The organism is Pandoraea iniqua, from assembly GCF_902459685.1.
GTDB lineage: Bacteria > Pseudomonadota > Gammaproteobacteria > Burkholderiales > Burkholderiaceae > Pandoraea > Pandoraea iniqua.
This window is the reverse complement of record NZ_CABPSF010000005.1, coordinates 36,223-57,937: the sequence shown is the minus strand read 5'-3', so window position 1 is coordinate 57,937 and position 21,715 is coordinate 36,223. Positions and strand designations below refer to the sequence as shown.

Here is a 21,715-nt window from a genome sequence, read left to right as displayed (position 1 = left end):
CACGAGAAACGGTCGTAACCGCTTCGCATAAGCGCGCGCCCTTTTGTGTTCGGTCGTAGTGACGGCGGCGCGACCTGGATGCTTCGAAACGACCTGCCGGGAAAACGCCCAGGCCGATAGTGCGGCGAGACGGACGTCCGGTATGTGCGCAATTATTACTGAAACCCTGTCGCCCGTAAAGCGTCGTCGATATGTCGGCGTCCCGCGCCCGCCCTTACCGGCCGGGAGAATGCCGCCATCGCCCCGCCGGCCGCCATTCGCCAGCCTGCGGCGTCTTGTCGCATTCGCACACCGCGCGCACCGACATAACCCCTCAAACGCCCGTTCTGCGCCCCTGTCGACTCCGACAGGCCACCCCGTCGTTTGAATCGGCGGGTAGACGCACCATGGTAAACTTCTGAAATAACTTTAAGGGCATTCATGACCACCGAGATCGGACGCATTCCAGTCGCTCAGCCCCGTTGTTCCACGTGCTCGCTGGGGCAGTTCTGTCTGCCCGTCGGCATTCCGGCACCTGAACTGGAACGGCTGGATGCACTCGTGAGCGAGCGCCGCCGCCTCAAAAAAGGCGAAGTGCTCTATCACGCCAACGATTCGCTCAACGCCGTCTACGGCATCCGTTTCGGCTCGCTCAAGAGCTGTGTCACGGCACCGGACGGGCGCGAGCAGGTCGTCGGCTTCCACCTGCAAGGCGAACTCATCGGCCTTGACGCCATCGCCGACAGCCATCACCCGAGCACCGCCGTCGCTCTCGAAGACAGCGAGCTTTGCATTGCCCGCTTCGGCGAACTGGAGACGCTCTCGCGTCAGGTGCCTTCGCTGCAACGTCAGATGCACCGCCTGATGAGTCAGGAAATCCGCAACGAACACCAGCAGTTGCTCGCGCTCGGCACCATGCGCGCCGAAGAGCGTCTGGCCGTGTTTCTGCTCAACTTGTCGGAGCGTCTGGCCGCACGCGGCTACGCTGCCAACGAATTCGTGCTGCGCATGAGCCGCGAGGAAATCGGCAGCTTCCTCGGCCTCAAGCTCGAGACCGTGAGCCGCTTGTTCTCCCGCTTTGCCCAGAACGGCATGATCGAAATCCGCCAGCGCCACGTCAAAATCATCGACGGCGCCGCCCTGCGCACCCTGGCAGGCGCTCCCTCCGCCTGTTAAGTCAGGCTTGCGTGCATAACCGATAAGCTACCGGCCGGCTGGCTCGCCCGCCTTGCGCCAGATCAAGAGTCGCCACGAGTCGCCAAGATTCGCGTGACGTCGATCACGACGCACGCGATTCGGCGACGGCGGCCGGACGCCGCTGATACAGGCGTTCGACAAGCTCAGGCAAACCCTCCATAATCGGCGCGTTCGCCGCCCGCCACCTGCGGTCCGGCGCATCACTCCGTCGGAGGCCGCCGTTATGCCCGCAGCCATTTTTCTGAGTCCGGAAGACGCCGAGCACGCTTATTACGAAGCGCTCCGTGCCGGTGACGTCGATGTCCTGATGAACGTGTGGTCGGAAGACGAGGAGATCGTCTGCATTCATCCGGCCGGCCCGCGCCATGTCGGTCCGGCGGCCGTGCGCACAAGCTGGCGCCAGATTCTGTCCAAGGGCGGCCTGCAACTGGCCGTCAGCCACCTTCAGGTCGCTCACAACCCGCTGTGCGCCGTGCATAACGTGCTGGAACAGATTCTGGTGGAAACGCATCCCGAAGCGCGCTACGCGTTCGTGCTGGCCACCAACGTGTATCTCAAGGAAGCCGACGGCTGGCGCCTCGCGCTTCACCACGCGAGCCCCGCCATCGGGCACGAAGATACCCGCTCACCGGCGTCTCACTCGCATCGCCTGCACTGACTTCGGCTGCATCGGGTCGGCTGCATTAGGTCACTCAGCGGGCATCACCAGCGTCTCGCCGGCGACCGTCGCGCCCCTGCTCCTGAAAGCTCATACGGTTGTGCCGGTACTGGCAGGGCTTTCCTGCGTGTCGTCTTGCACATCCCAGTACGGCGTTGGGCCGAAACGGGCCTGAAGAAAGTCGATCAACGCATGGGTTTTCGGCGGTACAAAGGCGCGGCTCGGGTACACCGCCCAGATCGCGACTTCGTCGGCCAGCGGATACGCCGGCAGCACCGGCACCAGTTCGCCGCGCCGCAAGTACGCCCCGATATCCCACGTCGACTTGGGCGCAATGCCAAGCCCAGCGACCACGGCGTCACGCAGCACTTCGCCGTTATCCGACGACAGCCGCCCCGTCACCCGCACGCTGAGTGCACCGCCAGAGGTCATGAACCGCCAGTCACGCTGATCGCCCAGTGTCAGGCAGTCGTGCCCGGCCAGATCGCCCGGATGTTTCGGTGCGCCACGGGCAGCAAGGTAGGCCGGCGACGCGCACAACACACGCCGGTTGGGTGCGAGCTTGCGGGCAATCAATGTCGAATCTCGCAATGCCCCCACGCGAATCGCCAGATCCACCCCTTCCTCGATCAGATCGACCACCCGGTCGGTCAAGCGAAAATCCAGCGAAATGCCCGGGTACTGCGCCAGAAACGCCGGTAGCGCGGGCGAAACGTGCTGCCGCCCGAACGACGACGAACACGAGACCCGCAGGCGTCCCTGCGGCGCCGCAAGCCCCTGCCCGACCGACGCCAGCGCCTGCGCTTCGGCCATCAGCAACGCCTGCGCCTGCACGAGAAAAATATCGCCTTCCTGCGTGAGGGCCACCCGGCGCGTCGTACGATGAAACAACCGCGCACCGAGCACCGCTTCGAGTTGAGTGAGCCGCGTACTGGCCGCAGCAGGCGATAAACCACGCTCGCGCCCCGCCGCGGACACATTGCCCAGCGCCGCCACCCGCACGAACAACGCAACTGTCTCGAGGTCCAACGACATTTATCGCCTTTTCAAAAAAATCTTTTCTGCATTATGCGGATTATCAAAGTAATCGACCAGTCGTAATCTCTCGTCATCATGGTCGGCGCTAGTGAGCCTCTGGGCGAAGCGCCTTGCCCTTTCAAGGAGAAAACAGATGAAAGCTGTCGGACTGACCCGTTACCTGCCCATCGACGACCCCAAGTCGCTCGAAGACGTCGAACTGCCCACGCCGACCCCGGCGGGCCGCGACTTGCTGGTCAAGGTCGAGGCAATTTCCGTGAACCCGGTCGACACGAAAGTGCGCGCCCCGAAAGACCGGGTGGAAGATGCGCCGCGCGTGCTCGGCTGGGACGCCGCGGGCACCGTGGCCGCCGTTGGCCCGGACGTCACGCTGTTCAAGGTTGGCGACCCCGTGTACTACGCGGGCAGCATCACGCGCCCCGGTGCGAACAGTGAGTTTCACTTGGTGGATGAGCGCATCGTCGGCCACATGCCGGCGTCGCTCGATTTCGCAAACGCCGCCGCACTGCCGCTGACCACCATCACCGCATGGGAAGGCCTGTTCGACCGCCTCGGCATCGCACCGGACGGCAGCGACGAAGGCAAATCGATTCTGATCGTGGGCGGTGCCGGGGGTGTCGGCTCGATCGCCATCCAACTGGCACGGCGTCTTGCCCGGTTGAACATCGTGGCGACTGCCTCGCGACCCGAGTCCGCCGACTGGTGCCGTCAATTGGGCGCCCAAAACGTGATCGACCACTATCAGGACATCCCGTCGCAACTGCAAGCGCTCGGCTTGCGTCATGTGGATTTCGTCCTGTGCCTGAACGACACCGACCGGCACTTCCCGGCCTTGGCCGAAGCGGTCGCGCCGCAGGGCAAGATCTGCTCGATCGTGGAAAATTCGGCGCCGCTGGAAGTCGGTCTGCTCAAGAGCAAGAGCGCCACGTTCGTGTGGGAATTCATGTTCACGCGGGCCATGTTCGAAACGCCCGACATGATTGCGCAGCACAAGCTGCTGACCGAAGTGGCGCGACTGGTCGATGCAGGCACGTTACGCACGACCGTCGGTGAGGTGCTGGGCCCGATCAACGCCGTGAACCTGCGCCGCGCTCATGCGCAGTTGGAAGGCGGACGTACCATCGGCAAGCTGGTGCTGGCAGGGTTTTAAGCCCGGTATCCGATAAAAAAGAAAGGCGTTTGCGCACGATTGCGCAGACGCCTTTTTTGCATCCTGCTTCAGCGAACGGCGGAGTACCACCCGCCCTCCGCCCGCGCCGTCCGACTCACTTCGTCGTCGGCACCGTCCCTTCCGGCAACGCCACCGCTTCGGCCGGATGGATGATCTCGCCGCCCAGCGCGTTCACGCCGGCGACCAGCCGCTCAAAGGCAGCGCCCACCAGTGCCGGGTCGCCTTTCACCCCGAGATCGATGTGGCGTCGCGCATAGATCGCGCCGCGCTCCGCATCGCCCACGCTCGGCAGGCTGAAGACCTTGATCCCGTCGTATTCGGCTTCGATGGCTTCCATCAGCGGTGTCAGCGTCGATTCCGCCAGTCCGAACACCAGCACCGATCGCTCGGCGTGTCGCGTCAGATGGTGCAACTGCGTGTAATACGTGTCGAGCACCCACGCCATCATCGGCCACGCCATCACCGGGAAACCCGGCATGAAATGATGCTGTTCGACCGAGAAACCGGGAATCTTGTTGTACGGATTGGGCAGGATGCGCGCGCCGACCGGAAACTCGCCCATCTTCAGACGATGACGGTTGTCGGGGTTCGTCATGTCGGCTCGGCCGTCGCCGCTCGTGTCGGCAATGCGCTCCATGATGAGCGCCTCGGCCTCCGGCGTGAGGGCCAGCGGCACGTTGAGCGCCGCCGCGGCGCACTGACGCGTGTGGTCGTCGGGGGTGGCGCCGATGCCGCCGGTCACGAACACGACGTCGTCGGTCGCGAGCGTGCGGCGCAGCGTGGCCGTGATGCGCTCGGGATCGTCGCCCACATACTCGGCCCAGCCCAGTTGCATGCCGCGCTCGGCGAGCAACTCGATGATCTTGGGCAGGTGCTTGTCGTGGCGACGACCGGAGAGGATTTCGTCGCCGATGATGATGATGCCGACCGCCATGATGCTTCCTTTGTGTTGTCTTGCCGACGCGCTCGCAATGCTCGTTGTTGCCCGATGCACCGCGCCGCCGGCGCTTGGGGGAGGGTCTTGAATCCGGACCGCGGCCGCCCGGCCCGCTGGACGTCCGCAGATCAACGATTGTGCCACTTTCGCAGCAAATCGTTACAGCACTTGCTCACGGGCGGCGCCCGCCCAACGCCCCTTTAACGTCCTTTTAGCGTCCCTTGAGCGCCCCTTCAACGCCCTTCGGGCGGCGGCAGCAAAGGCGGCGTGCCCGAAGGCGCTGCGCCCGTCGCATCGCCACTTTCGTGCGACAGCGTCGTGGCGGCCGGCAGCACGGTGCCGTGAAGCGTCGGTTCGTGATGCGCGGCCTCTTCGATGCGCAAGCGCGAGAGTGCGCGCAGGCAGTAATGCGCGAACCACAGCGCCGAGAATACGAAGATCACCACGTACAGCCAGATCGCGAGCAACGCGATGACCGGGAACAGCACGATCATGATGACCGACGACACCCACAACAGCGTGGGCAACGAACCCAGCAGCCCGGTCGCCACCCCGATCACCAGCAGCGGCAGGCGCCGCTCGCGCACGATGCGCTTGCGCTCTTCCGCGCTCGCGTGAAAGGCCAGCGCGTCGTAAGTCATGACCCGGTACGTCAGCCAGCCCCACAGCAGCGGCGGCACGATCGCGAAGAACGGCGGCACGAGCCACAGCGGCAATGTCACCAGCGCCGCGATCAGGAAAATGACCGTCGCACCCAGCGATTGCCCGAGACTGCCCCAGAACGAGCCGCCTTTGCGCGCTTCCAGATGAATGAAGTGCCGACGCGACAAATGCCGCAACACGGCCGGCATCGACCAGCCGGCGATGAGCAGCAACGCGGTGACGACAATTAGCGGCACGAGCAGCGCGACGAGAATGAACGGGGCGAGCGCCATGCGCACGCTGTCCACGCCGAAGTAGCCGAAGAACCGGTAGATCCACTGCGTGAACTGCCACTGCTCGAGCCAGAGCCGCAGAAAGTCGGTGAACGGCTCCCAGCCAAACCAGATAACAGCCCCCCAGATCAGGCCGGAAACAAAAAAGGGCATCGCCGTGAGCCACAACATGCGTGGGTGCAGCAGGCTCACGAGCGCGCGGCCAAGCGCGCGAAGAATATCGTTCATGCAGATTCGGTGCGGTCAGTACGAGAAGCGGGTGGACGGCCGTCGCTGCCATTCCGGTGAGCGGGTCGCAGACTTCTGGCCATGCGTTTGAGGCCGAGCCACTGCTGAGCCCAGAACCCGTCGCCATAGTCGGCCGAGCGGCCAACCGGCGGCGGCAGTTGATCGCGAATGCCGGTGGCCACGGCGGCGGCGGAAAAATCGGCGGTGCGAAACGCCATGTCCCACCAAGGGAACAGCACGCCGAAATTGCAACCGCGATGACGCCCTTCGTGCCCCGCGCCAATGGCGTGATGGCGGCGATGGAACGTCGGGCTCACGAGCAGCCGTTCCCCCAGCCAGCCGAAGCGCAGCCGCGTATTCGCGTGTTGCAGGCTTTGCAGCCATTCCGACACGGCCACGAGCAGCACGAACTGCACCGGGCTCACGCCGATCAGAATCGCGATGGCCGCAAAAAACGCGGCCTTGATCAGATCGTCGAGCAGGTGGTTGCGGTTATCCGTCCAGAGCGACATCTGCCGCTGGCTGTGATGCACCGCGTGCAGCGCCCACCACCAGCGAAACGTGTGGCTCCAACGGTGATACCAGTAGCCGGCAAAATCGAGAATCAAGAGATAGATCAGAAAGCTCGCCAGCGCGTGATCCGTCACGCCCGGCCAGACGTCCTCCAGATTCAGATTGACGAAGCCCATCAGCCGCAGCCAAGACTGCAAGGCGTCGAACAGCGGGCGGAACGCGAAGAAGAACACCAGATTGAACAGGCCGAGCCGGTGCACGAGCGTGTAGAGCACGTCTACGCGCACCGCGCGCCGTTCGCGCCACGCTTCAGCGGGCGCAATGGATTCGAGCGGGCGCAGCAGCACCAGCATGAGCACGATCTGGAGTACGCCGATCAGGAAGAACTGCACGGCATCGTAAGCATCGTCGGCGAACGACATCAGCCCGGTGGCGAACAGCGCGGGCTGCACGATGCGGGTATAGATCTCGGTCTGCGCCGCCGAGAAGGCGGCGTAGAAACCGTCGACCAGCGTTTCGAACATGGAGCGGGGCCGGGCGTCGCGGGGACGCCCGGTCAGAGAAGCCGTTGCGGCAATGCCCCGATGTTACAGCACCGGCGCGCGGTCGTAGAAGTAGATCCCGTGCGGGGAACGCCCGACCGGAATGGTGTTGATCAGCTTGCGCGACGCGAGGTCGATGATGCCGACCTTGCGCGCCCAGCGGAACGTCACCCACAGCGTCTTGCGGTCGGCCGAGAGTTCCATGTCGTCGGGCCCCGGCAGCAGGCCAGTGATGTTGCCCACATTGGTGAGCGCGTCCTGATCGATGATGCTGATCGTGCTCGACACACGGTTCGAAATCAGCACGTGCTTGCCGTCGGCCAGCGAACGGAAGTTGTGCGCGCCCTTGCCCGTCGGAATCGTCTTCACGATCTTCTGGTTGCGCCAGTCGACCACGGCGGCGTAATCGGCACCGGTCATGCCCACCAGCAAATATTTGTCGCCGGGCGTGAGCCACACCCCTGCCGGGCTGTCGCCGACCTTCATCTTCCAGATCACTTTCTGACTGGCGAGATCGATGGCCGCCACTTCATTCGACTCTTGCAGCGAGATAAACACGAGCTTGCTGTCTTGCGTGAAGACCAGATGGCTTGGCATCTTCTTGAGCGGAATGCGCGAGGCCACCGTCAGATTCTTGCCGTCGAACTTGTAGACGTCCACGCGATCCAGACGCAGACCGTTGGCGACAAACCACTTCTTATCCGGCGAAAAACCGATCTGATACGGATCTTCGATGTTCTCGATCTTGCGCTGAATCTGGCCCGTCTTCGGGTCGAGGAACACGAGGTTGTTGCCCACCGAGTTCGCCACGATGAGCGACTGGTTGTCGGGCGTCGCCATCAGGTGATGCGGTTCCTTGCCGACCGGGAACGTCTGGATGACCTTCTGGCTGGTCTTGTCGATCAGGCTGACGCTGGCGTCGCCGGAATTGAGCACCACCACCACGCCGTCCGGCACCGCTGCGGGTGCGGCCGGTGCGGCCACGGCCACCGGCCCGGCAAGCGCCGTCAGGCCGAAGGAAGCAGCCAGACTGGCGGCGATCAGGAATTTACGCATTGCGAAATCTCTCGGGAAAAAAGAGTCACTGAAGAATCTCTGCGAGGTCGCTGCGGGGCCATCGTCTGGCCACCGCAGCGTCGCGAAAAAGTTTCGCTATTGTAGGCTGGGAAATTGCCTAAGCGCGCGCCTCACCGGCGCTTTTTTGATCAGACGAAACAGTATCTCGACAGTTCCTGACGTAGCGCAAACCGGCGCGGGCGTTCAGCGCTGCAACGCCTCCCAGACCTTGTGCAGACGCTTGACCGACACCGGCATCGGTGTGCGCAGCTCTTGCGCGAAGAGCGACACCCGCAACTCTTCGAGCAGCCAGCGGAACTCCTCCAGACGCACATCGCCGTGGTCGCGGCGCTGCGACGTCGCCCGTTGCCAGTTTTGCAGCAGCGGGCCCAGTTCGCTCATGGCACGTGCGTCGCGGGCCGGGTCTGCCTTGAGCTTGTCGATACGCGCCGCCATTGCCTTCAGATAACGCGGGTAATGGGCGAGTTGCGCGTACGGCGTGTCGATCAGGAACCGCTTGCCGATCAGCCGCTGCAACTGCGCCGTGAGGTCGGCGTAGGCCTGCGCAAACGGTTTGGCCTGTGCCAGCTTCTTCTGCAAGGCCGCGTATTCCGCGAGAATCTGCCCCGCCAGCCGCGCAATCTCCTGCGCGAGCAGCGTGAGCCGGCCGCGCCCTTCGTCCTTGCGCGCGACGAACGAGGTGTTATCGCTCGGCCACGGCAATTGCAGACAGGCACGCTCAAGCGCCAGATCCACGATCTGATCGCGCAACTCCTCCTGCGTGCCCAGATTCATGTACTGCATCGCCATCTGTTGCAAGCCGGGGATGTTCTTCTCGAGGAATTTCACCTGTTCGCGCAACTGAATGGCGAACAGACGCCGCAGCCCGGCGCGGTGCTGCCGCTGGGCTTCATCCGGGTCGTCGAACACTTCCAGATCGCAGTGATCGCCACGATCGACGAGTGCCGGGTAGCCGAACAACGTCTGCCCGCCACGCCGGATTTCGAGCATTTCGGGCAGTTCGCCGAAGCTCCACGTCGTGAGGTTGTCGTAACGGCCCGGCTCCACCGCCGCCGCAGACGCGCCTTGTTGCCCGCCCGCACCGCGCGAAGCGGCGCCCTTTGCACCCCCAGCAACCGCCGCCGCGCCGGTCATGTCGCCCTTGCCGACCTGCTTGGCAGACTGACGGCCGCCACCATCGCTGCCCGGGCCGCTCGCGAGCGCCCCCGTGGGCGTCGTGCCACTCTTCGCCGCCAGCTCTTGGAACGTGCGTTGCGCCTGCTGACCGAGCTCTGCGCGCAATTGCGCGAGGTTACGGCCCATGCCGAGCTGGCGCCCGTGCTCGTCGACGATCTTGAAGTTCATCGTCAAGTGTGCGGGCAGCATCTCCAGTTTGAAGTCGCTGGGGCTGAGCATGACACCGGTCTGCTCGCGCGCATCGGCCATCAGCGCGTCGAGCAAGGCGCCCTGCCCGAACTTCGCGCGGTCGACAAAACCCGCTGCGTACTCCGGCAGCGGCACGAAGTGACGCCGCAACTTCTGCGGCAACGACTTCATCAGCAAGTGCGCTTTTTCCTTGAGCATGCCCGGCACCAGCCACTCGCAGCGGCGCGCATCGACCTGATTGAGCGCGAAAAGCGGCACGGCGAGCGTGACGCCATCGCGCGGCGAACCCGGTTCGAAGTGGTACGTGAGCACCATCTCGATCCCCGCGATGGCCGTCTTCTTCGGGAACAGATCGGTCGTCACACCGGCCGCTTCGTGGCGCATCAGATCGTCGCGCACCAAATACAGCAGCTTCGGCGTGCCCTTGGCCGTCTCGCGATACCAGTGTTCGAAGCTCGTGCCGTCGTAGAGATCCTCCGGCACCTGTGCGTCGTAAAACGCGTAAATCAGCTCGTCGTCGACCAGCACGTCCTGCCGGCGCGACTTGTGTTCCAACTGTTCGATGTCGGCGATCAGCTTGCGGTTGTGCGCGTAGAACGGCAGTTTGGTTTCCCATTCGCCTTCTACCAGCGCGCTGCGCAGGAAAATTTCGCGGGCACGACGCGGGTCGCGCGGGCCGAAATTCATCCGGCGGCGCGCGTAGATCGTCAGGCCGTACAGCGTGCCACGCTCGTAGGCGGTAACCTGCGCGGCCTTCTTTTCCCAGTGCGCATCGGACAGCGAGGTCTTCACCAGATGCTTGCCCACGCGCTCGATCCATTCCGGCTCGATGCGGGCAATGCAGCGCGCATACAGGCGGCTCGTCTCGACCAGTTCACCGGCCATCACCCAGCGGCCTGCCTTCTTGACCAGCGACGACCCCGGCCAGATATGGAACTTGATGCCGTGGGCGCCGAGGAAATGCGGATCGTCGTCGGCCTTGCAGCCGATGTTGCCGAGCAGACCGGCGAGCAAGGCGAGGTGCACCTGTTCGTACGTCGCTTCCGACTCGTTGAGGCGCCAGCCCTGCTCGCGCACCACCGTCAGCAACTGGCTGTGCACGTCGCGCCATTCGCGCAGGCGCAACTGCGAGAGGAAGTTCTCGCGGCACGCCTGTCCGAGCAAGCGGTTCGACTTCTTGTGCGCAATCGCCTCCTCGAACCAGCGCCACATCTTGATCCACGAGAGGAATTCAGACTTCTCGTCGGCGAACTTGCGATGGGCGTTATCGGCGGCGTCCTGCGCCTCGATGGGTCGATCGCGCGGATCTTGCACCGCCAGCCCGGCGGCGATGATGAGCACTTCGCGCAGCGACTGCTGATCGCGCGCGGCGAGAATCATGCGTCCGACGCGGGGGTCCAGCGGCAAACGCGCCAGCTCGCGCCCGAGCGGCGTGAGCTGATTGGTGTCGTCCACGGCGCCCAGTTCGTTCAGCAACTGGTAACCGTCGGCAATCGCGCGGCCCGGCGGCGGCTCGATGAACGGAAAGTCCTCGACCTTCGCCAGACGCAGCGACTGCATGCGCAAAATGACGGCGGCGAGCGACGAGCGGAGAATTTCCGGGTCGGTGAAGCGCACGCGCGACTGGAAGTCCGCTTCGTCGTACAAGCGGATGCACACGCCATCGGCCACCCGGCCGCAACGCCCGGCGCGCTGGTTCGCCGCCGCCTGCGAGATCGATTCGATCTGAAGCTGCTCGACCTTGTTGCGGTACGAATAGCGCTTCACGCGCGCCGTGCCCGCGTCCACCACGTAACGAATGCCGGGCACAGTCAGCGAGGTTTCCGCCACGTTGGTGGCGAGCACGATGCGCCGCGCGTTCGATGCCTTGAACACGCGCTCCTGATCCGTGGCCGAAAGCCGGGCGAACAACGGCAGAATCTCCGTGTGCGGCGGATGGTGCTTGCGCAGCGCCTCGGCGCCTTCGCGAATTTCGCGCTCGCCGGGCAGAAACACCAGCACGTCGCCCGAGCCTTCGCGGCACAGTTCGTCCACGGCATCGACGATGCCGTCCATCAAATCGCGATCACGGTCGCGCGCGCTGGCGCGGCTGCCCTCGCGCCCTTCCGCGTTGGCAATGCGGGCGTCGTCCTGAATCGGGCGATAGCGCACTTCCACGGGGTACAGGCGGCCGCTGACTTCGATCACCGGCGCGGGGCGCAGCGTTTCGCCGTCCATCGTGCCGAAGTGACGGGCGAAGCGGTCGGCGTCGATCGTGGCCGAGGTGATGATCACCTTCAGGTCGGGCCGGCGCGGCAGCAGTTGCTTGAGGTAGCCGAGCAGGAAGTCGATGTTCAGACTGCGCTCGTGCGCCTCGTCGATGATGATGGTGTCGTACGCACGCAACAGCGGGTCGGTCTGCGTCTCGGCCAGCAGAATGCCGTCGGTCATCAATTTGACCGACGCGCCATTCGAAAGCGTGTCGTTGAAGCGCACCTTGAAGCCGACGATTTCGCCGAGCGGCGTATTCAATTCGTCGGCGATACGGCGTGCCGTGGCCGAAGCCGCGATACGGCGCGGCTGCGTGTGGCCGATCAGGCCCGTGCCGCCCGCGCCCAGCCCGCGACCGAGCGCGAGACAGATCTTGGGAAGCTGAGTGGTCTTGCCCGAGCCGGTTTCGCCGCTCACGATTACGACCTGATGGCCGGCGATGGCGCGGGCAATCTCCTCGCGGCGGCCGGACACCGGCAGCGCTTCGGGAAACTGGATCTCGGGAATTCGGTTGGCGGCGGCTTGCTTCGCGGCCAGCCGCTCAGCCTCGCGCTCGGCCCGTTGGGCGGCCGTCATGCGGCGTTCGCCGGCATTCTCACGTCCGCGTTTAGGTCCCGCAGCCGGCACTGTCGGCTTCGGGGGCTTAGATTGTCGATTTCGTTCATCACTTGCCATGGGCGCGCATTATATAATCTGCGGATGTTTGCGCACGTACACCCATGCTGACCGAACCCGATCCCGCCCTACAAGACGAAGAGACCGCCCACCAAGCCCAGTTTGTGGATTGGCTGCGCTCGGTCGCCCCCTACATCCATGCATTTCGTGACAAGACCTTCGTGGTCGCCTTTGGTGGCGAACTTGTTGCGGCCGGCGGGCTCGACACCCTGATTCAGGACGTCGCGCTGCTGTGCGCCATGGGCATGCATATCGTGCTGGTGCACGGCTCGCGACCCCAGGTCGAAGAGCAGATGCGCCTGCGACATATCGAATCGCACTTTGCCCAGCAGCTCCGTATCACCGACGCGGCCGCCCTCGAAGCGGTCAAGGAAGCGGCCGGTGAATTGCGTCTGGACATCGAGGCGTCGATCAGTCAGGGCTTGCCGAACACCCCGATGGGCAACGCGCGCATCAGCGTGGTGTCGGGCAACTTCGTCACGGCGCGCCCGGTGGGCATTGTCGACGGCGTGGATTTCCAGCACACCGGCGTGGTGCGCAAGGTCGATGCCGAATCGATTCGCCTGTCGCTCGCCAACGGCAAGATCGTGCTGCTCTCGCCGCTCGGCTTCTCGCCGACGGGTCAGTCGTTCAATCTGACGATGGAAGACGTGGCGTCCTCGGCGGCCATCGCGCTGCGTGCGGACAAGCTGATCTTCATCACCGAGACGCCCGGCATTCTCAACGAATACAACGAGTTGCAGCGCGAGCTGACGCTCGAAGACGCTCAGCGCATGCAGTCGCAGGGCGCGCTCGACCGCGACTCGGCGTTTTATCTGAAATACGCCACACGCGCTTGCCGCGCGGGCGTGGGACGCGCGCACATCGTGCCGTTCGCGCTCGATGGCAGCATGCTGCTCGAACTGTTCTCGCACGATGGCGTGGGCACCATGATCTCTTACGAGAACTTGGAAAGCCTGCGTGAAGCGACGGTCGACGACGTCGGCGGCATCTTGCAGCTCATCGAGCCGTTGGAGTCCGACGGCACACTGGTGCGTCGCGGGCGTCACCAGCTCGAGCGCGATATCGACCACTTCTCGGTCATCGAGCACGATGGGCGGCTGTTCGGCTGCGCAGCGTTGTATCCGTACCCGAGCGAGCGCATCGGCGAGATGGCCTGCCTCACCGTGGACCCGGAAGCGCAGGGTTCGGGGGATGGCGAGCGGCTGCTCAAGCATATCGAGCAGCGTGCGCGGGCGCGGGGGCTGGAGCGGCTGTTCGTGCTCACCACGCGCACCGAGCACTGGTTTCTCAAGCGCGGCTTCGTCAAGGCAGGCGTCGACGACCTGCCCGCCGACCGCCGCCGGCTTTACAACTGGCAGCGCCGGTCGCTGGTGCTGATCAAGAAGCTGTAACACGACACCGGGGGACGGGCCGCGTAGCTTGAGACCGATGTTTCATCGGCACCTTGAGTCTGACGCGCCCTGCCCCCATATCCGGATATCGGCCACGGTGAGCGACGTTTCGATGTCGTCGCGTGAATGCGTGGCCGCTCTTTTCACGCCCTACCCAAGATTACGAAGGAGTTCCCCATGGCTCGCATGGTTCAATGCATCAAACTCGGCAAGGAAGCCGAAGGTCTCGATTTCCCGCCGATGCCCGGCGAGCTCGGCAAGCGCCTGTGGGAGAGCGTGTCGAAAGAAGCGTGGGCCGGCTGGCTCAAGCAGCAGACCATGCTCATCAACGAAAACCGCCTGAACATGGCTGACCCGCGCGCGCGTCAGTATCTGGTCAAGCAGACCGAGAAGTACTTCTTCGGCGAAGGCGCCGACGTGGCGCAAGGCTACGTGCCGCCGCCCTCGGAGTAAGCATCGCGGGCTGCCGGTGGCCTTGAGGGTCACCGTCGGCCGAGATGAAAAAAAGGGGTTCACGACGTCATGTCGTGAACCCCTTTTCTTTGCCTGAAGCGCTGAATGAGTGCTGACCGAGTGCTGACTGAGTGCGTGTCAGGCAGGCTTGCCCGTCATGCCATCAACCGCCGCATTTCCCGCGTTGGCACCGAGCGATGCCGCCCCGCAGTGGTGGCAGTAGTGCGCGAACGCGTTCTTGCGCGTCTTGCACGTGCCGCAGTGGTCGAACAGGCAAATGCCGCAGTGCATGCAGAAGTCGCGTTCCGGGTCATCGAGCTTCACCGGCCGCTCGCACCCCGGGCACACCGCCTTCGACAGCCGTGCCTGAGCCAGATCGTACGACAGCGTCTTGCGGCGCTCCTGATCCGGCAACTGCTCCTCCGCCTTCTGCCGCGCCAGATAGCGTTGCAGCGAGACGATGGCGTAGCGCCCGACCAGCACCGTCAGCACAATACCCACCAGATAGCGCACATAACCGCCGTAGTCCGGCAGATACGGCACGAGCTCGACAAAGAATGCGAACAGTGCGAAGAAGACGAAACCCCACACGAACGGCCACCACGTGCTCTTGCGCTGACGCACGAAGAGCCAGCCCGCAATGGCCAGCAACGGCAGCGTAATCGCCAGACGAATGCCGAAGACTTTCAGGTCCTGCGAGCGCTGAATCGCGGCCAACTGCTCGCTGGCTGCCGTATTGAGGGCAAAACGTGCCGTGCGCGCCGACTGCACCGCGCGTGAGGCGTCGAGCTGCTTCGTCTCCAGCGTGTCGACTTGCGTTTGCGCATCGCGCTCGGCGGTCTTGAGTGCGTCGAGCGCGCGCGTGCGGGAAACGAGCTCGGCATCTTGACTCGCCTGCGCCGTCGCCGTGCGCGTGGCCACCCAATCGTTGAACGACTCACGCGCATTGCGATAGGCCGTGCTGCGCGCCTTGAGTTGCAGGCGCGCCGTCTCCAACTGCGACTGGATGTCTTCGGCCTGCGTTTCCTCCTGCTTGATGGCGGCGTCCGCGCGAGTGGCCTGTGCCGGATCGATAAACGAATCGAGCGTGGGCGCCGGGGCCACGCCCGGCAGCTTGTCGACGACCAGACCGCCGAGGCCGATCAAAAACGCCGCGAACAGCACGGCGATCAGCCACAGCCCTCGGCGAAACCATGTTTCGGGAAGACGACGCGATTGAGCCATCCTGCCCTCCGGGGTCAGTTATTTGTAGTCGATGGTCTTGACGCCCTCGGGCGTGCCCATGAGCGTAAGGTCGGCGCCGCGCTGCGCGAAGAGGCCTACCGTCACCACGCCCGGCAGTTGATTGATTTGCGTTTCGAACGCCACCGGATCGAGAATTTGCAGGCCGTGCACGTCGAGAATCGCGCAGCCGTTATCGGTCATGTAGGGGCTGCCATCGGCGCGCACGCGGGCTTGCGGCTTGCCGCCGAGGGCGGTGAGTGCACGGGCGACGCTCGCTTGCGCCATCGGGATGACTTCCACCGGCAGCGGGAACACGCCGAGCACGGCGACGAGCTTCGAGGCGTCGACCACGCAGACGAATTCCTTCGCGACCGAGGCGACGATCTTCTCGCGCGTGAGCGCCCCGCCGCCGCCCTTGACCATATGGCCCAGCGCGTTGATTTCGTCCGCACCGTCCACGTAGACGGGCAGGCTGTCGATCTGGTTCAGGTCGAACACTTCGATGCCGTGCTTGCGCAGGCGCTCCGTGCTCGCTTCCGAGCTCGATACCGCGCCGCGATAGCGGCCCTTGTGGGCGGCGATGGCGTCGATAAAGCAGTTCGCCGTGGACCCGGTGCCCACGCCGATCACGCTGCCTTCGGGCACGTGTTGGTTCACATAGTCGGCAGCGGCCTGACCGACCAAGCGTTTGAGTTCGTCCTGGGTCATGGGGAATTCCGGCAAAGTTTGGTAAAGTCGGAAGTTTACCGGAGTCGGGCGTGCCGCGCCGTATTTCGTCGCACGGCATGCCGGCAGTTTCGCGCCGACCGCCCCTGTTGCGGGGTGGCATCATCGGCATCATGTCATGCAGTGCATTACTTGTAAGGCCCGCCATCATGAATCAGCTCGATCAGCTCAAGCGCCACACCATCGTCGTTGCCGACACCGGCGACTTTCAGGCCATGGATGCCTACAAGCCGCAGGACGCGACCACCAATCCGTCGTTGATTCTCGGTGCCGTACAAAAAGACGCCTACAAACCGATTCTCACGCGCGTGGTGAGTGAGCATCGTGCCGAGACCGTCGACGAAATCATCGATCGTCTGTTGATTGCCTTCGGGCGCGAGATTCTCGACATCGTGCCGGGGCGTGTGTCCACCGAAGTCGATGCACGTTTGTCGTTCGACACCGCCGGCACCGTGGCCCGCGCGCGCAAGATCATTGCCATGTACGAAGCCGAGGGAATCGAGCGCAAGCGCGTGCTGATCAAGATCGCGTCGACGTGGGAAGGCATTCGGGCGGCGGAGATTCTCCAGCGCGACAACATCCACTGCAACATGACGCTGTTGTTCTCGCTGGTGCAGGCGGCCGCGTGTGCCGAAGCCGGCGCGCAACTGATTTCGCCGTTCGTCGGCCGTATTTACGACTGGTACAAGAAGTCCGCCGGGGCCAAGTGGGACGAAGCCGCCAACGCGGGCGACAACGATCCGGGCGTGCAATCCGTCGCGGCGATTTATCGCTACTACAAGCATTTCGGCTATGACACCGAAGTCATGGGGGCGAGCTTCCGATCGGCCGGCCAAATTCTGGCGCTGGCGGGTTGCGATCTGCTCACTATCAGCCCGGCGCTGCTTGAGCAATTGCGCACGACCGAAGGCGAAGTGCCGCGCAAGCTCGACGTCAAAGACGCGCGCGCTGCGTCGATCGATCGCGTGAAGACCGACGAGCCGTCGTTCCGCTTCCAGCTCAACGACGATGCTATGGCGACCGAGAAGCTTGCCGAAGGCATTCGCGCGTTTGCAGCAGACGCGGTCAAGCTCGAAGCGTTGATCGAAGCGGCCCGATAAGCTGCCGGGTTCGGGCGGAACAAAAGCAAAAAGCCGGCGAAAGCCGGCTTTTGCGTTGCTGCTGTGCGGATCGTGAATCGTGACCCGTGACCCTTACTTCGCTTTGGCGGCGACCTTACGTTGGCGCACGGCTTCGTACAGGCACACGGCGCTGGCGACCGAGACATTCAGGCTTTCGCAGCCGCCCGACATCGGGATGCTCATCAACATGTCGCAGTTCTCGCCCACGAGGCGGCGCATGCCCTCGCCTTCTGCGCCCATGACGATGGCCATCGGGCCGGTGAGCTTCGTGCCGTAGATGTCTGCGGGCGCGTCGTCCGACGTGCCGACCACCCAGATGCCGCGATCCTTGAGTTCGCGCAGCGTGCGCGACAGGTTCGTCACCATGATGTACGGCACCGTTTCAGCGGCACCGCTGGCGACCTTGGCGACCGTTGCGTTCAAGCCGACCGCGCGATCCTTCGGGGCGATCACGGCGTGCGCGCCGGCACCATCGGCCACGCGCAGGCAGGCGCCGAGATTATGCGGATCGGTGACGCCATCGAGAATCAGCAGCAGCGGATCACCCGAGATACCGTCGAGCAGTTCGTCGAGGTTCAGCGCGAGCGAGACTTCCTGCGCGCGGGCGACCACGCCTTGGTGGCGTGACGAACCGGCCATGCCGTCGAGGCGTTTGCCATCGGCCTGCACCACCTTGATCTTCACACCCGGCGCGCCCTTGGCGGCTTCCACGGCTTTCAGGAAGTCCGACATGCGGCGATCGCGGCGGGTCGGGTCGTAATAGATTTCTTCGATGCTGGTCGCGTCGTGGCGCAGACGGGCTGTGACGGCGTGAAAGCCGAACAGCATTTTCAATTGACTCATTTCACATCCTCAAAATAGCGTGTGCCGAGGCAGGCCCCGACGTCGGGCGGGCCGGGCGGGTCGCGTTGGCCGGGGGCGTTGAATTCGCTGAATTCGCCCGGCTGCCGTACAAAGTACGACGGCGGCGGCACCCTTGCCGGGTGTCCGCCGCCGCAACCCTACGCGGTCTTCTGCGCTGCCTTGCTTGGACACGGGGGTCGGCACAAGGCGCACATCTTACTGCAAAGCGCGACCGGCCCCTGCGCTTTCCACGACATCGTGCACTGCGTGCATCGTGTCAGGCACAGGGCAATCCGATCAGCGGCGCGGCTTCTTTGCCGGGCCGCCTGCGCGTTTCGACGAGGCCGTTTTACCGCCCGAGCGCTTGACGGGCGTGGGTGCCCCGCGTTCGCCGTGGGGGATCTTGACCTTTGCCGGCTTCGGTTTGGCTGCGTGCTTACCGGCCGGGGCCAGTTGCACGCCGTTGAGCAGCGCGCCGCCCTTCGGCAGTTGACGAACCGTCGGCCCTGCCCCTGCACCGGCCGTGCCTGCCACGCCCGGCGTACCGGCGGCTGGCGTCGGCACCGGTGCGCCACCGCGCTCCGTGCGGCCCGAGGTCTTGGCGAGGCTGCGGACGTTGGCTTCCTTCACCAGACGGAAGTCGATCTTGCGGGCATCGAGGTCGACACGGCTGACTTGCACGCGAACGCGATCCGTCAGGCGGTAGCGAATACCGGTGCGCTCACCACGCAGTTCGTGGCGGACTTCATCGAACTGGAAGTAATCGCTGCCCAGTTCCGTCACGTGGACGAGGCCTTCGATGAAGAGGTCGTCGAGTTGCACGAAGATACCGAACGACGTGACGGCGCTGACCGTGCCGCCGTATTCCTCGCCGAGCTTGTCGCGCATGAAGTAGCACTTGAGCCAGGCTTCCACGTCGCGCGAGGCTTCATCGGCGCGGCGTTCGTTGGCCGAGCAATGCAGGCCGAGTTCTTCCCAGACCGCGTCACGCTTCTTCGCCGAGGGCGATTTCTTGTTCTTCGCCGCGTCGTCGTCCTTCTGGAGCTTACGGGCGTGGGGCGAAATCCCGGTCGTCATATCGACGCCCTGCGGAATCTCGGGCTCGTACTTGCGGCCGGCGAGAATGGCCTTGATCGCGCGGTGCGTGAGCAAGTCCGGGTAGCGGCGAATCGGGCTCGTGAAGTGGGCGTAGGCCGGATAAGCGAGGCCGAAGTGGCCGATGTTATCGGGGCTGTACACCGCTTGCTGCATCGAGCGCAGCAGCATCGTCTGGAGCATCGGTGCGTCGGGACGCGATTCGATTTGCGTCATCAGCTCCGAGTAATCCGAGGTGGCGGGTTCATCGCCGCCGCCGAGCGAGAGGCCGAGCGTCTTGAGGAACGTGCGCAGCACCTGAAGCTTCTCGCCCTTCGGCCCGGCATGGATACGGTAGAGGCCGGGTTGCTTGTGACGCTTGAGGAAGTCGGCGGCGCAAACGTTCGCCGTCAGCATGCATTCCTCGATCAGGCGGTGGGCGTCGTTGCGGGTACGCGGCAGGATCTGTTCGATCTTGCCTTGCGCGTTGCAGACGATGTACGTCTCCGTCGAATCGAACTCGATGGCGCCGCGCGACTTACGCGCTTTGGCGAGCACCTTGTACAGCTCGTAGAGATTTTGCAGATGCGGCAGCAGTGCGGCGCGGCGTTGGGCCTCCGGGCCCTTCGTGTTGCCGAGTACAGCGGCCACTTCCGTGTACGTGAGGCGTGCGGCCGAGTGAATGACTGCCTGATAGAACTGGTACGCCTTCACGTCACCGGTCGGGGTGACGATGGCATCGCAGACCAGCACGCAGCGATCGACGTCGGGGTTCAGCGAGCAGAGGCCGTTCGAGAGTTTTTCCGGCAGCATCGGAATGACGCGGCGCGGGAAATAGACCGAGGTACTGCGCGTGAGCGCGTCGGCGTCGAGCGGGCCACCGGAGGTGACGTAGTGCGACACGTCGGCGATGGCGACGATCAGGCGGAAGCCGTTGGCGCGGCCGATCTTGACGGGTTCGCAGTAGACCGCATCGTCGAAGTCGCGGGCGTCTTCACCGTCGATCGTGACGAGGGGCACATCGCGCAGGTCGACGCGGTGGCGCAGGTCTGGCGCGCGAACTTCATCGGGGAGTGCACCGGCGGCGGCGAGGGCTTCGGGGGAAAACTGGTGGGGCACGCCGTATTTACGGACGGCGATTTCGATTTCCATGCCGGGGTCATCGATATCGCCGAGCACTTCCGAGACGCGGCCGATGGGTTGGCTATAGCGGCTGGGGTAGTCGGTGAGTTCGACCGAGACCACTTGTCCGACCTTCGCTTTGCCTTGCGAGCGGGGTGGGATGAGGATGTCGTGCCCGATGCGTTTGTCTTCGGGGGCGACGACCATCACACCGTTCTCGTTGAGAAGGCGGCCGATGACGTGGGTGTTTGCGCGGCTGACGACTTCGACGATGTGGCCTTCTGGGCGGCCGCGGCGATCATAGCCGGCGACGCGCAGGAGGACGCGATCGTTGTGCATGACCTTCTTCATCTCTTCCGTGGGGAGATAGAGGTCATCGCCATCGTCGTCGCGCACGGCGAAGCCGTAGCCATCGCGGTGGCCGATGACACGGCCGGCGATGAAATTCGAGGGGTGAGTCAGTTGATAGTAACCACGGCGATCGAGACGAATTTGGTCATCGCGTTCCATGGCGGCGAGGCGCTTAAAGAAGCCTTCGCGTTCTTGCTTTTTGATGGCCAGGGCTTCGGCGATATCGTTGGCGGACAGCGCGGAATCGGCGGTGCGCAGTACACCGAGGATTTCTTCGCGGCTCGGAATCGGATAGGGATATTTGCTCAAAGGTCGGTAGCGTTACTGTGCCGGTTGAGTCCGGCCGAGCGGCGCACCATGCGCCCTACGGTCCGTGGTGATGTTCGCGCACCTGTGCACCTGTAAAGGGGGGTGTGTGGCGAGAACAAGGACAATCATACGGCAAACCTTGCGAAAACTGCCACCTGTGCGGATTTTGGTTTTTGCTTGGGGGTTGGGTGAGGCGTTTGAAATTTTTTTATGTGGAAGTGTTGACAGTGCCGGGGAGCATGCGCATAATCTCACTTCTTCGCAGCGAGCAGGCAGTAACGAGTGAGCTGGCGATGCCCAGATGGCGGAATTGGTAGACGCACTAGTTTCAGGTACTAGCGGGTAACACCGTGGAGGTTCGAGTCCTCTTCTGGGCACCAAGACAAAGAAAGGCAGATGATCGAAAGATCATCTGCCTTTTTGTTTTGGTGGTCAGAAAGCAATGTGCTTGAGCACATTGCGTGGGGACTCGAAAGGCATCGCATGCAGGCGATGCCGGGGTCGCGCGGAGTGTGACCGAGTCCTCTCGGTGC

Annotated in this window: 16 protein-coding genes and 1 tRNA gene; 7 read left to right on the top strand and 10 right to left on the bottom strand. The window is 64.0% G+C overall.

Translation table 11 applies throughout. From position 1 onward, the window contains the following. Window positions 1–420: 420 nt before the first annotated feature. Together fnr and PIN31009_RS17975 are read left to right on the top strand one after the other, a co-directional pair. Window positions 421–1,155 carry a fumarate/nitrate reduction transcriptional regulator Fnr gene (gene fnr, locus PIN31009_RS17980; protein ID WP_150791178.1) on the top strand — a complete coding sequence of 245 codons (735 nt, stop codon included), beginning with the start codon at window positions 421–423 and terminating at the stop codon, window positions 1,153–1,155. A 244-nt stretch (window positions 1,156–1,399) separates the two neighbouring features. Next, the gene (locus PIN31009_RS17975; protein WP_150686445.1) at window positions 1,400–1,834 is read left to right on the top strand and encodes a YybH family protein; all 435 of its coding nucleotides are present in this window, start codon (window positions 1,400–1,402) and stop codon (window positions 1,832–1,834) included. Between the two features lie 90 nt (window positions 1,835–1,924). On the opposite strand, the gene PIN31009_RS17970 is transcribed toward PIN31009_RS17975, so the two are convergent. Then, a complete protein-coding gene (locus tag PIN31009_RS17970; protein WP_150791177.1) occupies window positions 1,925–2,869 on the bottom strand; it encodes a LysR family transcriptional regulator in 945 nt (314 codons plus the stop codon). Between the two features lie 136 nt (window positions 2,870–3,005). On the opposite strand from PIN31009_RS17970, the gene PIN31009_RS17965 reads away from it, so the two are divergent. Beyond that, a complete protein-coding gene (locus tag PIN31009_RS17965; protein ID WP_087688873.1) occupies window positions 3,006–4,022 on the top strand; it encodes a zinc-binding alcohol dehydrogenase family protein in 1,017 nt (338 codons plus the stop codon). A 115-nt stretch (window positions 4,023–4,137) separates the two neighbouring features. On the opposite strand, the gene PIN31009_RS17960 is transcribed toward PIN31009_RS17965, so the two are convergent. The 5 genes from PIN31009_RS17960 to hrpA form a co-directional block, all read right to left on the bottom strand. Then, a complete protein-coding gene (locus tag PIN31009_RS17960) occupies window positions 4,138–4,977 on the bottom strand; it encodes a competence/damage-inducible protein A (protein ID WP_150791176.1) in 840 nt (279 codons plus the stop codon). A gap of 236 nt (window positions 4,978–5,213) precedes the next feature. Continuing rightward, window positions 5,214–6,143 (bottom strand): EI24 domain-containing protein, encoded by a 930-nt coding sequence (locus tag PIN31009_RS17955; protein ID WP_150686442.1) that lies wholly within the window; start codon window positions 6,141–6,143, stop codon window positions 5,214–5,216. Continuing rightward, on the bottom strand, window positions 6,140–7,180 hold the full coding sequence (locus tag PIN31009_RS17950; RefSeq protein ID WP_150791175.1) for a sterol desaturase family protein: 1,041 nt from the start codon (window positions 7,178–7,180) through the stop codon (window positions 6,140–6,142). The genes PIN31009_RS17955 and PIN31009_RS17950 overlap by 4 nt, the downstream gene beginning before the upstream one ends. A 63-nt stretch (window positions 7,181–7,243) precedes the next feature. Next, window positions 7,244–8,254, bottom strand: coding sequence for a YVTN family beta-propeller repeat protein (locus PIN31009_RS17945; RefSeq protein ID WP_150791174.1), 1,011 nt, complete (start codon window positions 8,252–8,254; stop codon window positions 7,244–7,246). A 204-nt stretch (window positions 8,255–8,458) separates the two neighbouring features. Then, the gene (gene hrpA, locus PIN31009_RS17940; protein WP_150791173.1) at window positions 8,459–12,565 is read right to left on the bottom strand and encodes an ATP-dependent RNA helicase HrpA; all 4,107 of its coding nucleotides are present in this window, start codon (window positions 12,563–12,565) and stop codon (window positions 8,459–8,461) included. A 44-nt stretch (window positions 12,566–12,609) separates the two neighbouring features. Between hrpA and argA the strand changes: the two genes are divergently transcribed. Together argA and PIN31009_RS17930 are read left to right on the top strand one after the other, a co-directional pair. Beyond that, the gene (argA, locus tag PIN31009_RS17935; protein ID WP_058379079.1) at window positions 12,610–13,959 is read left to right on the top strand and encodes an amino-acid N-acetyltransferase; all 1,350 of its coding nucleotides are present in this window, start codon (window positions 12,610–12,612) and stop codon (window positions 13,957–13,959) included. Between the two features lie 177 nt (window positions 13,960–14,136). Then, a complete protein-coding gene (locus PIN31009_RS17930) occupies window positions 14,137–14,412 on the top strand; it encodes an oxidative damage protection protein (protein WP_058379080.1) in 276 nt (91 codons plus the stop codon). Between the two features lie 138 nt (window positions 14,413–14,550). Here PIN31009_RS17930 and PIN31009_RS17925 read toward each other — a convergent pair whose 3' ends face one another. Together PIN31009_RS17925 and rpiA are read right to left on the bottom strand one after the other, a co-directional pair. Continuing rightward, complete coding sequence (locus tag PIN31009_RS17925) at window positions 14,551–15,636, bottom strand: serine endopeptidase (RefSeq protein WP_150791172.1); 1,086 nt, start codon at window positions 15,634–15,636, stop codon at window positions 14,551–14,553. A gap of 18 nt (window positions 15,637–15,654) precedes the next feature. Next, window positions 15,655–16,344, bottom strand: coding sequence for a ribose-5-phosphate isomerase RpiA (gene rpiA, locus PIN31009_RS17920; protein WP_058380347.1), 690 nt, complete (start codon window positions 16,342–16,344; stop codon window positions 15,655–15,657). A 164-nt stretch (window positions 16,345–16,508) separates the two neighbouring features. On the opposite strand from rpiA, the gene tal reads away from it, so the two are divergent. Further along, window positions 16,509–17,462: a transaldolase gene (gene tal, locus PIN31009_RS17915; RefSeq protein ID WP_150791313.1), complete on the top strand. Its 954-nt coding sequence runs from the start codon at window positions 16,509–16,511 to the stop codon at window positions 17,460–17,462. A 93-nt stretch (window positions 17,463–17,555) separates the two neighbouring features. Here the strand turns inward: tal and rlmB are convergent, their stop codons facing one another. Together rlmB and rnr are read right to left on the bottom strand one after the other, a co-directional pair. Beyond that, window positions 17,556–18,326: a 23S rRNA (guanosine(2251)-2'-O)-methyltransferase RlmB gene (gene rlmB, locus PIN31009_RS17910; RefSeq protein WP_087688879.1), complete on the bottom strand. Its 771-nt coding sequence runs from the start codon at window positions 18,324–18,326 to the stop codon at window positions 17,556–17,558. Between the two features lie 297 nt (window positions 18,327–18,623). Then, on the bottom strand, window positions 18,624–21,182 hold the full coding sequence (gene rnr / locus PIN31009_RS17905; RefSeq protein WP_150686438.1) for a ribonuclease R: 2,559 nt from the start codon (window positions 21,180–21,182) through the stop codon (window positions 18,624–18,626). A 295-nt stretch (window positions 21,183–21,477) separates the two neighbouring features. On the opposite strand from rnr, the gene PIN31009_RS17900 reads away from it, so the two are divergent. Beyond that, window positions 21,478–21,562, top strand: a tRNA-Leu gene (locus tag PIN31009_RS17900). The last annotated feature ends 153 nt before the right edge of the window (window positions 21,563–21,715 follow it).

Excerpts from the sequence above, each read along its gene's own strand:
- fnr (WP_150791178.1), top strand. The coding sequence starts at position 421 with ATGACCACCGAGATCGGACGCATTCCAGTCGCTCAGCCCCGTTGTTCC.
- PIN31009_RS17975 (WP_150686445.1), top strand. The coding sequence starts at position 1,400 with ATGCCCGCAGCCATTTTTCTGAGTCCGGAAGACGCCGAGCACGCTTAT.
- PIN31009_RS17970 (WP_150791177.1), bottom strand. The coding sequence starts at position 2,869 with ATGTCGTTGGACCTCGAGACAGTTGCGTTGTTCGTGCGGGTGGCGGCG.
- PIN31009_RS17965 (WP_087688873.1), top strand. The coding sequence starts at position 3,006 with ATGAAAGCTGTCGGACTGACCCGTTACCTGCCCATCGACGACCCCAAG.
- PIN31009_RS17960 (WP_150791176.1), bottom strand. The coding sequence starts at position 4,977 with ATGGCGGTCGGCATCATCATCATCGGCGACGAAATCCTCTCCGGTCGT.
- PIN31009_RS17955 (WP_150686442.1), bottom strand. The coding sequence starts at position 6,143 with ATGAACGATATTCTTCGCGCGCTTGGCCGCGCGCTCGTGAGCCTGCTG.
- PIN31009_RS17950 (WP_150791175.1), bottom strand. The coding sequence starts at position 7,180 with ATGTTCGAAACGCTGGTCGACGGTTTCTACGCCGCCTTCTCGGCGGCG.
- PIN31009_RS17945 (WP_150791174.1), bottom strand. The coding sequence starts at position 8,254 with ATGCGTAAATTCCTGATCGCCGCCAGTCTGGCTGCTTCCTTCGGCCTG.
- hrpA (WP_150791173.1), bottom strand. The coding sequence starts at position 12,565 with ATGGCAAGTGATGAACGAAATCGACAATCTAAGCCCCCGAAGCCGACA.
- argA (WP_058379079.1), top strand. The coding sequence starts at position 12,610 with ATGCTGACCGAACCCGATCCCGCCCTACAAGACGAAGAGACCGCCCAC.
- PIN31009_RS17930 (WP_058379080.1), top strand. The coding sequence starts at position 14,137 with ATGGCTCGCATGGTTCAATGCATCAAACTCGGCAAGGAAGCCGAAGGT.
- PIN31009_RS17925 (WP_150791172.1), bottom strand. The coding sequence starts at position 15,636 with ATGGCTCAATCGCGTCGTCTTCCCGAAACATGGTTTCGCCGAGGGCTG.
- rpiA (WP_058380347.1), bottom strand. The coding sequence starts at position 16,344 with ATGACCCAGGACGAACTCAAACGCTTGGTCGGTCAGGCCGCTGCCGAC.
- rlmB (WP_087688879.1), bottom strand. The coding sequence starts at position 18,326 with ATGAGTCAATTGAAAATGCTGTTCGGCTTTCACGCCGTCACAGCCCGT.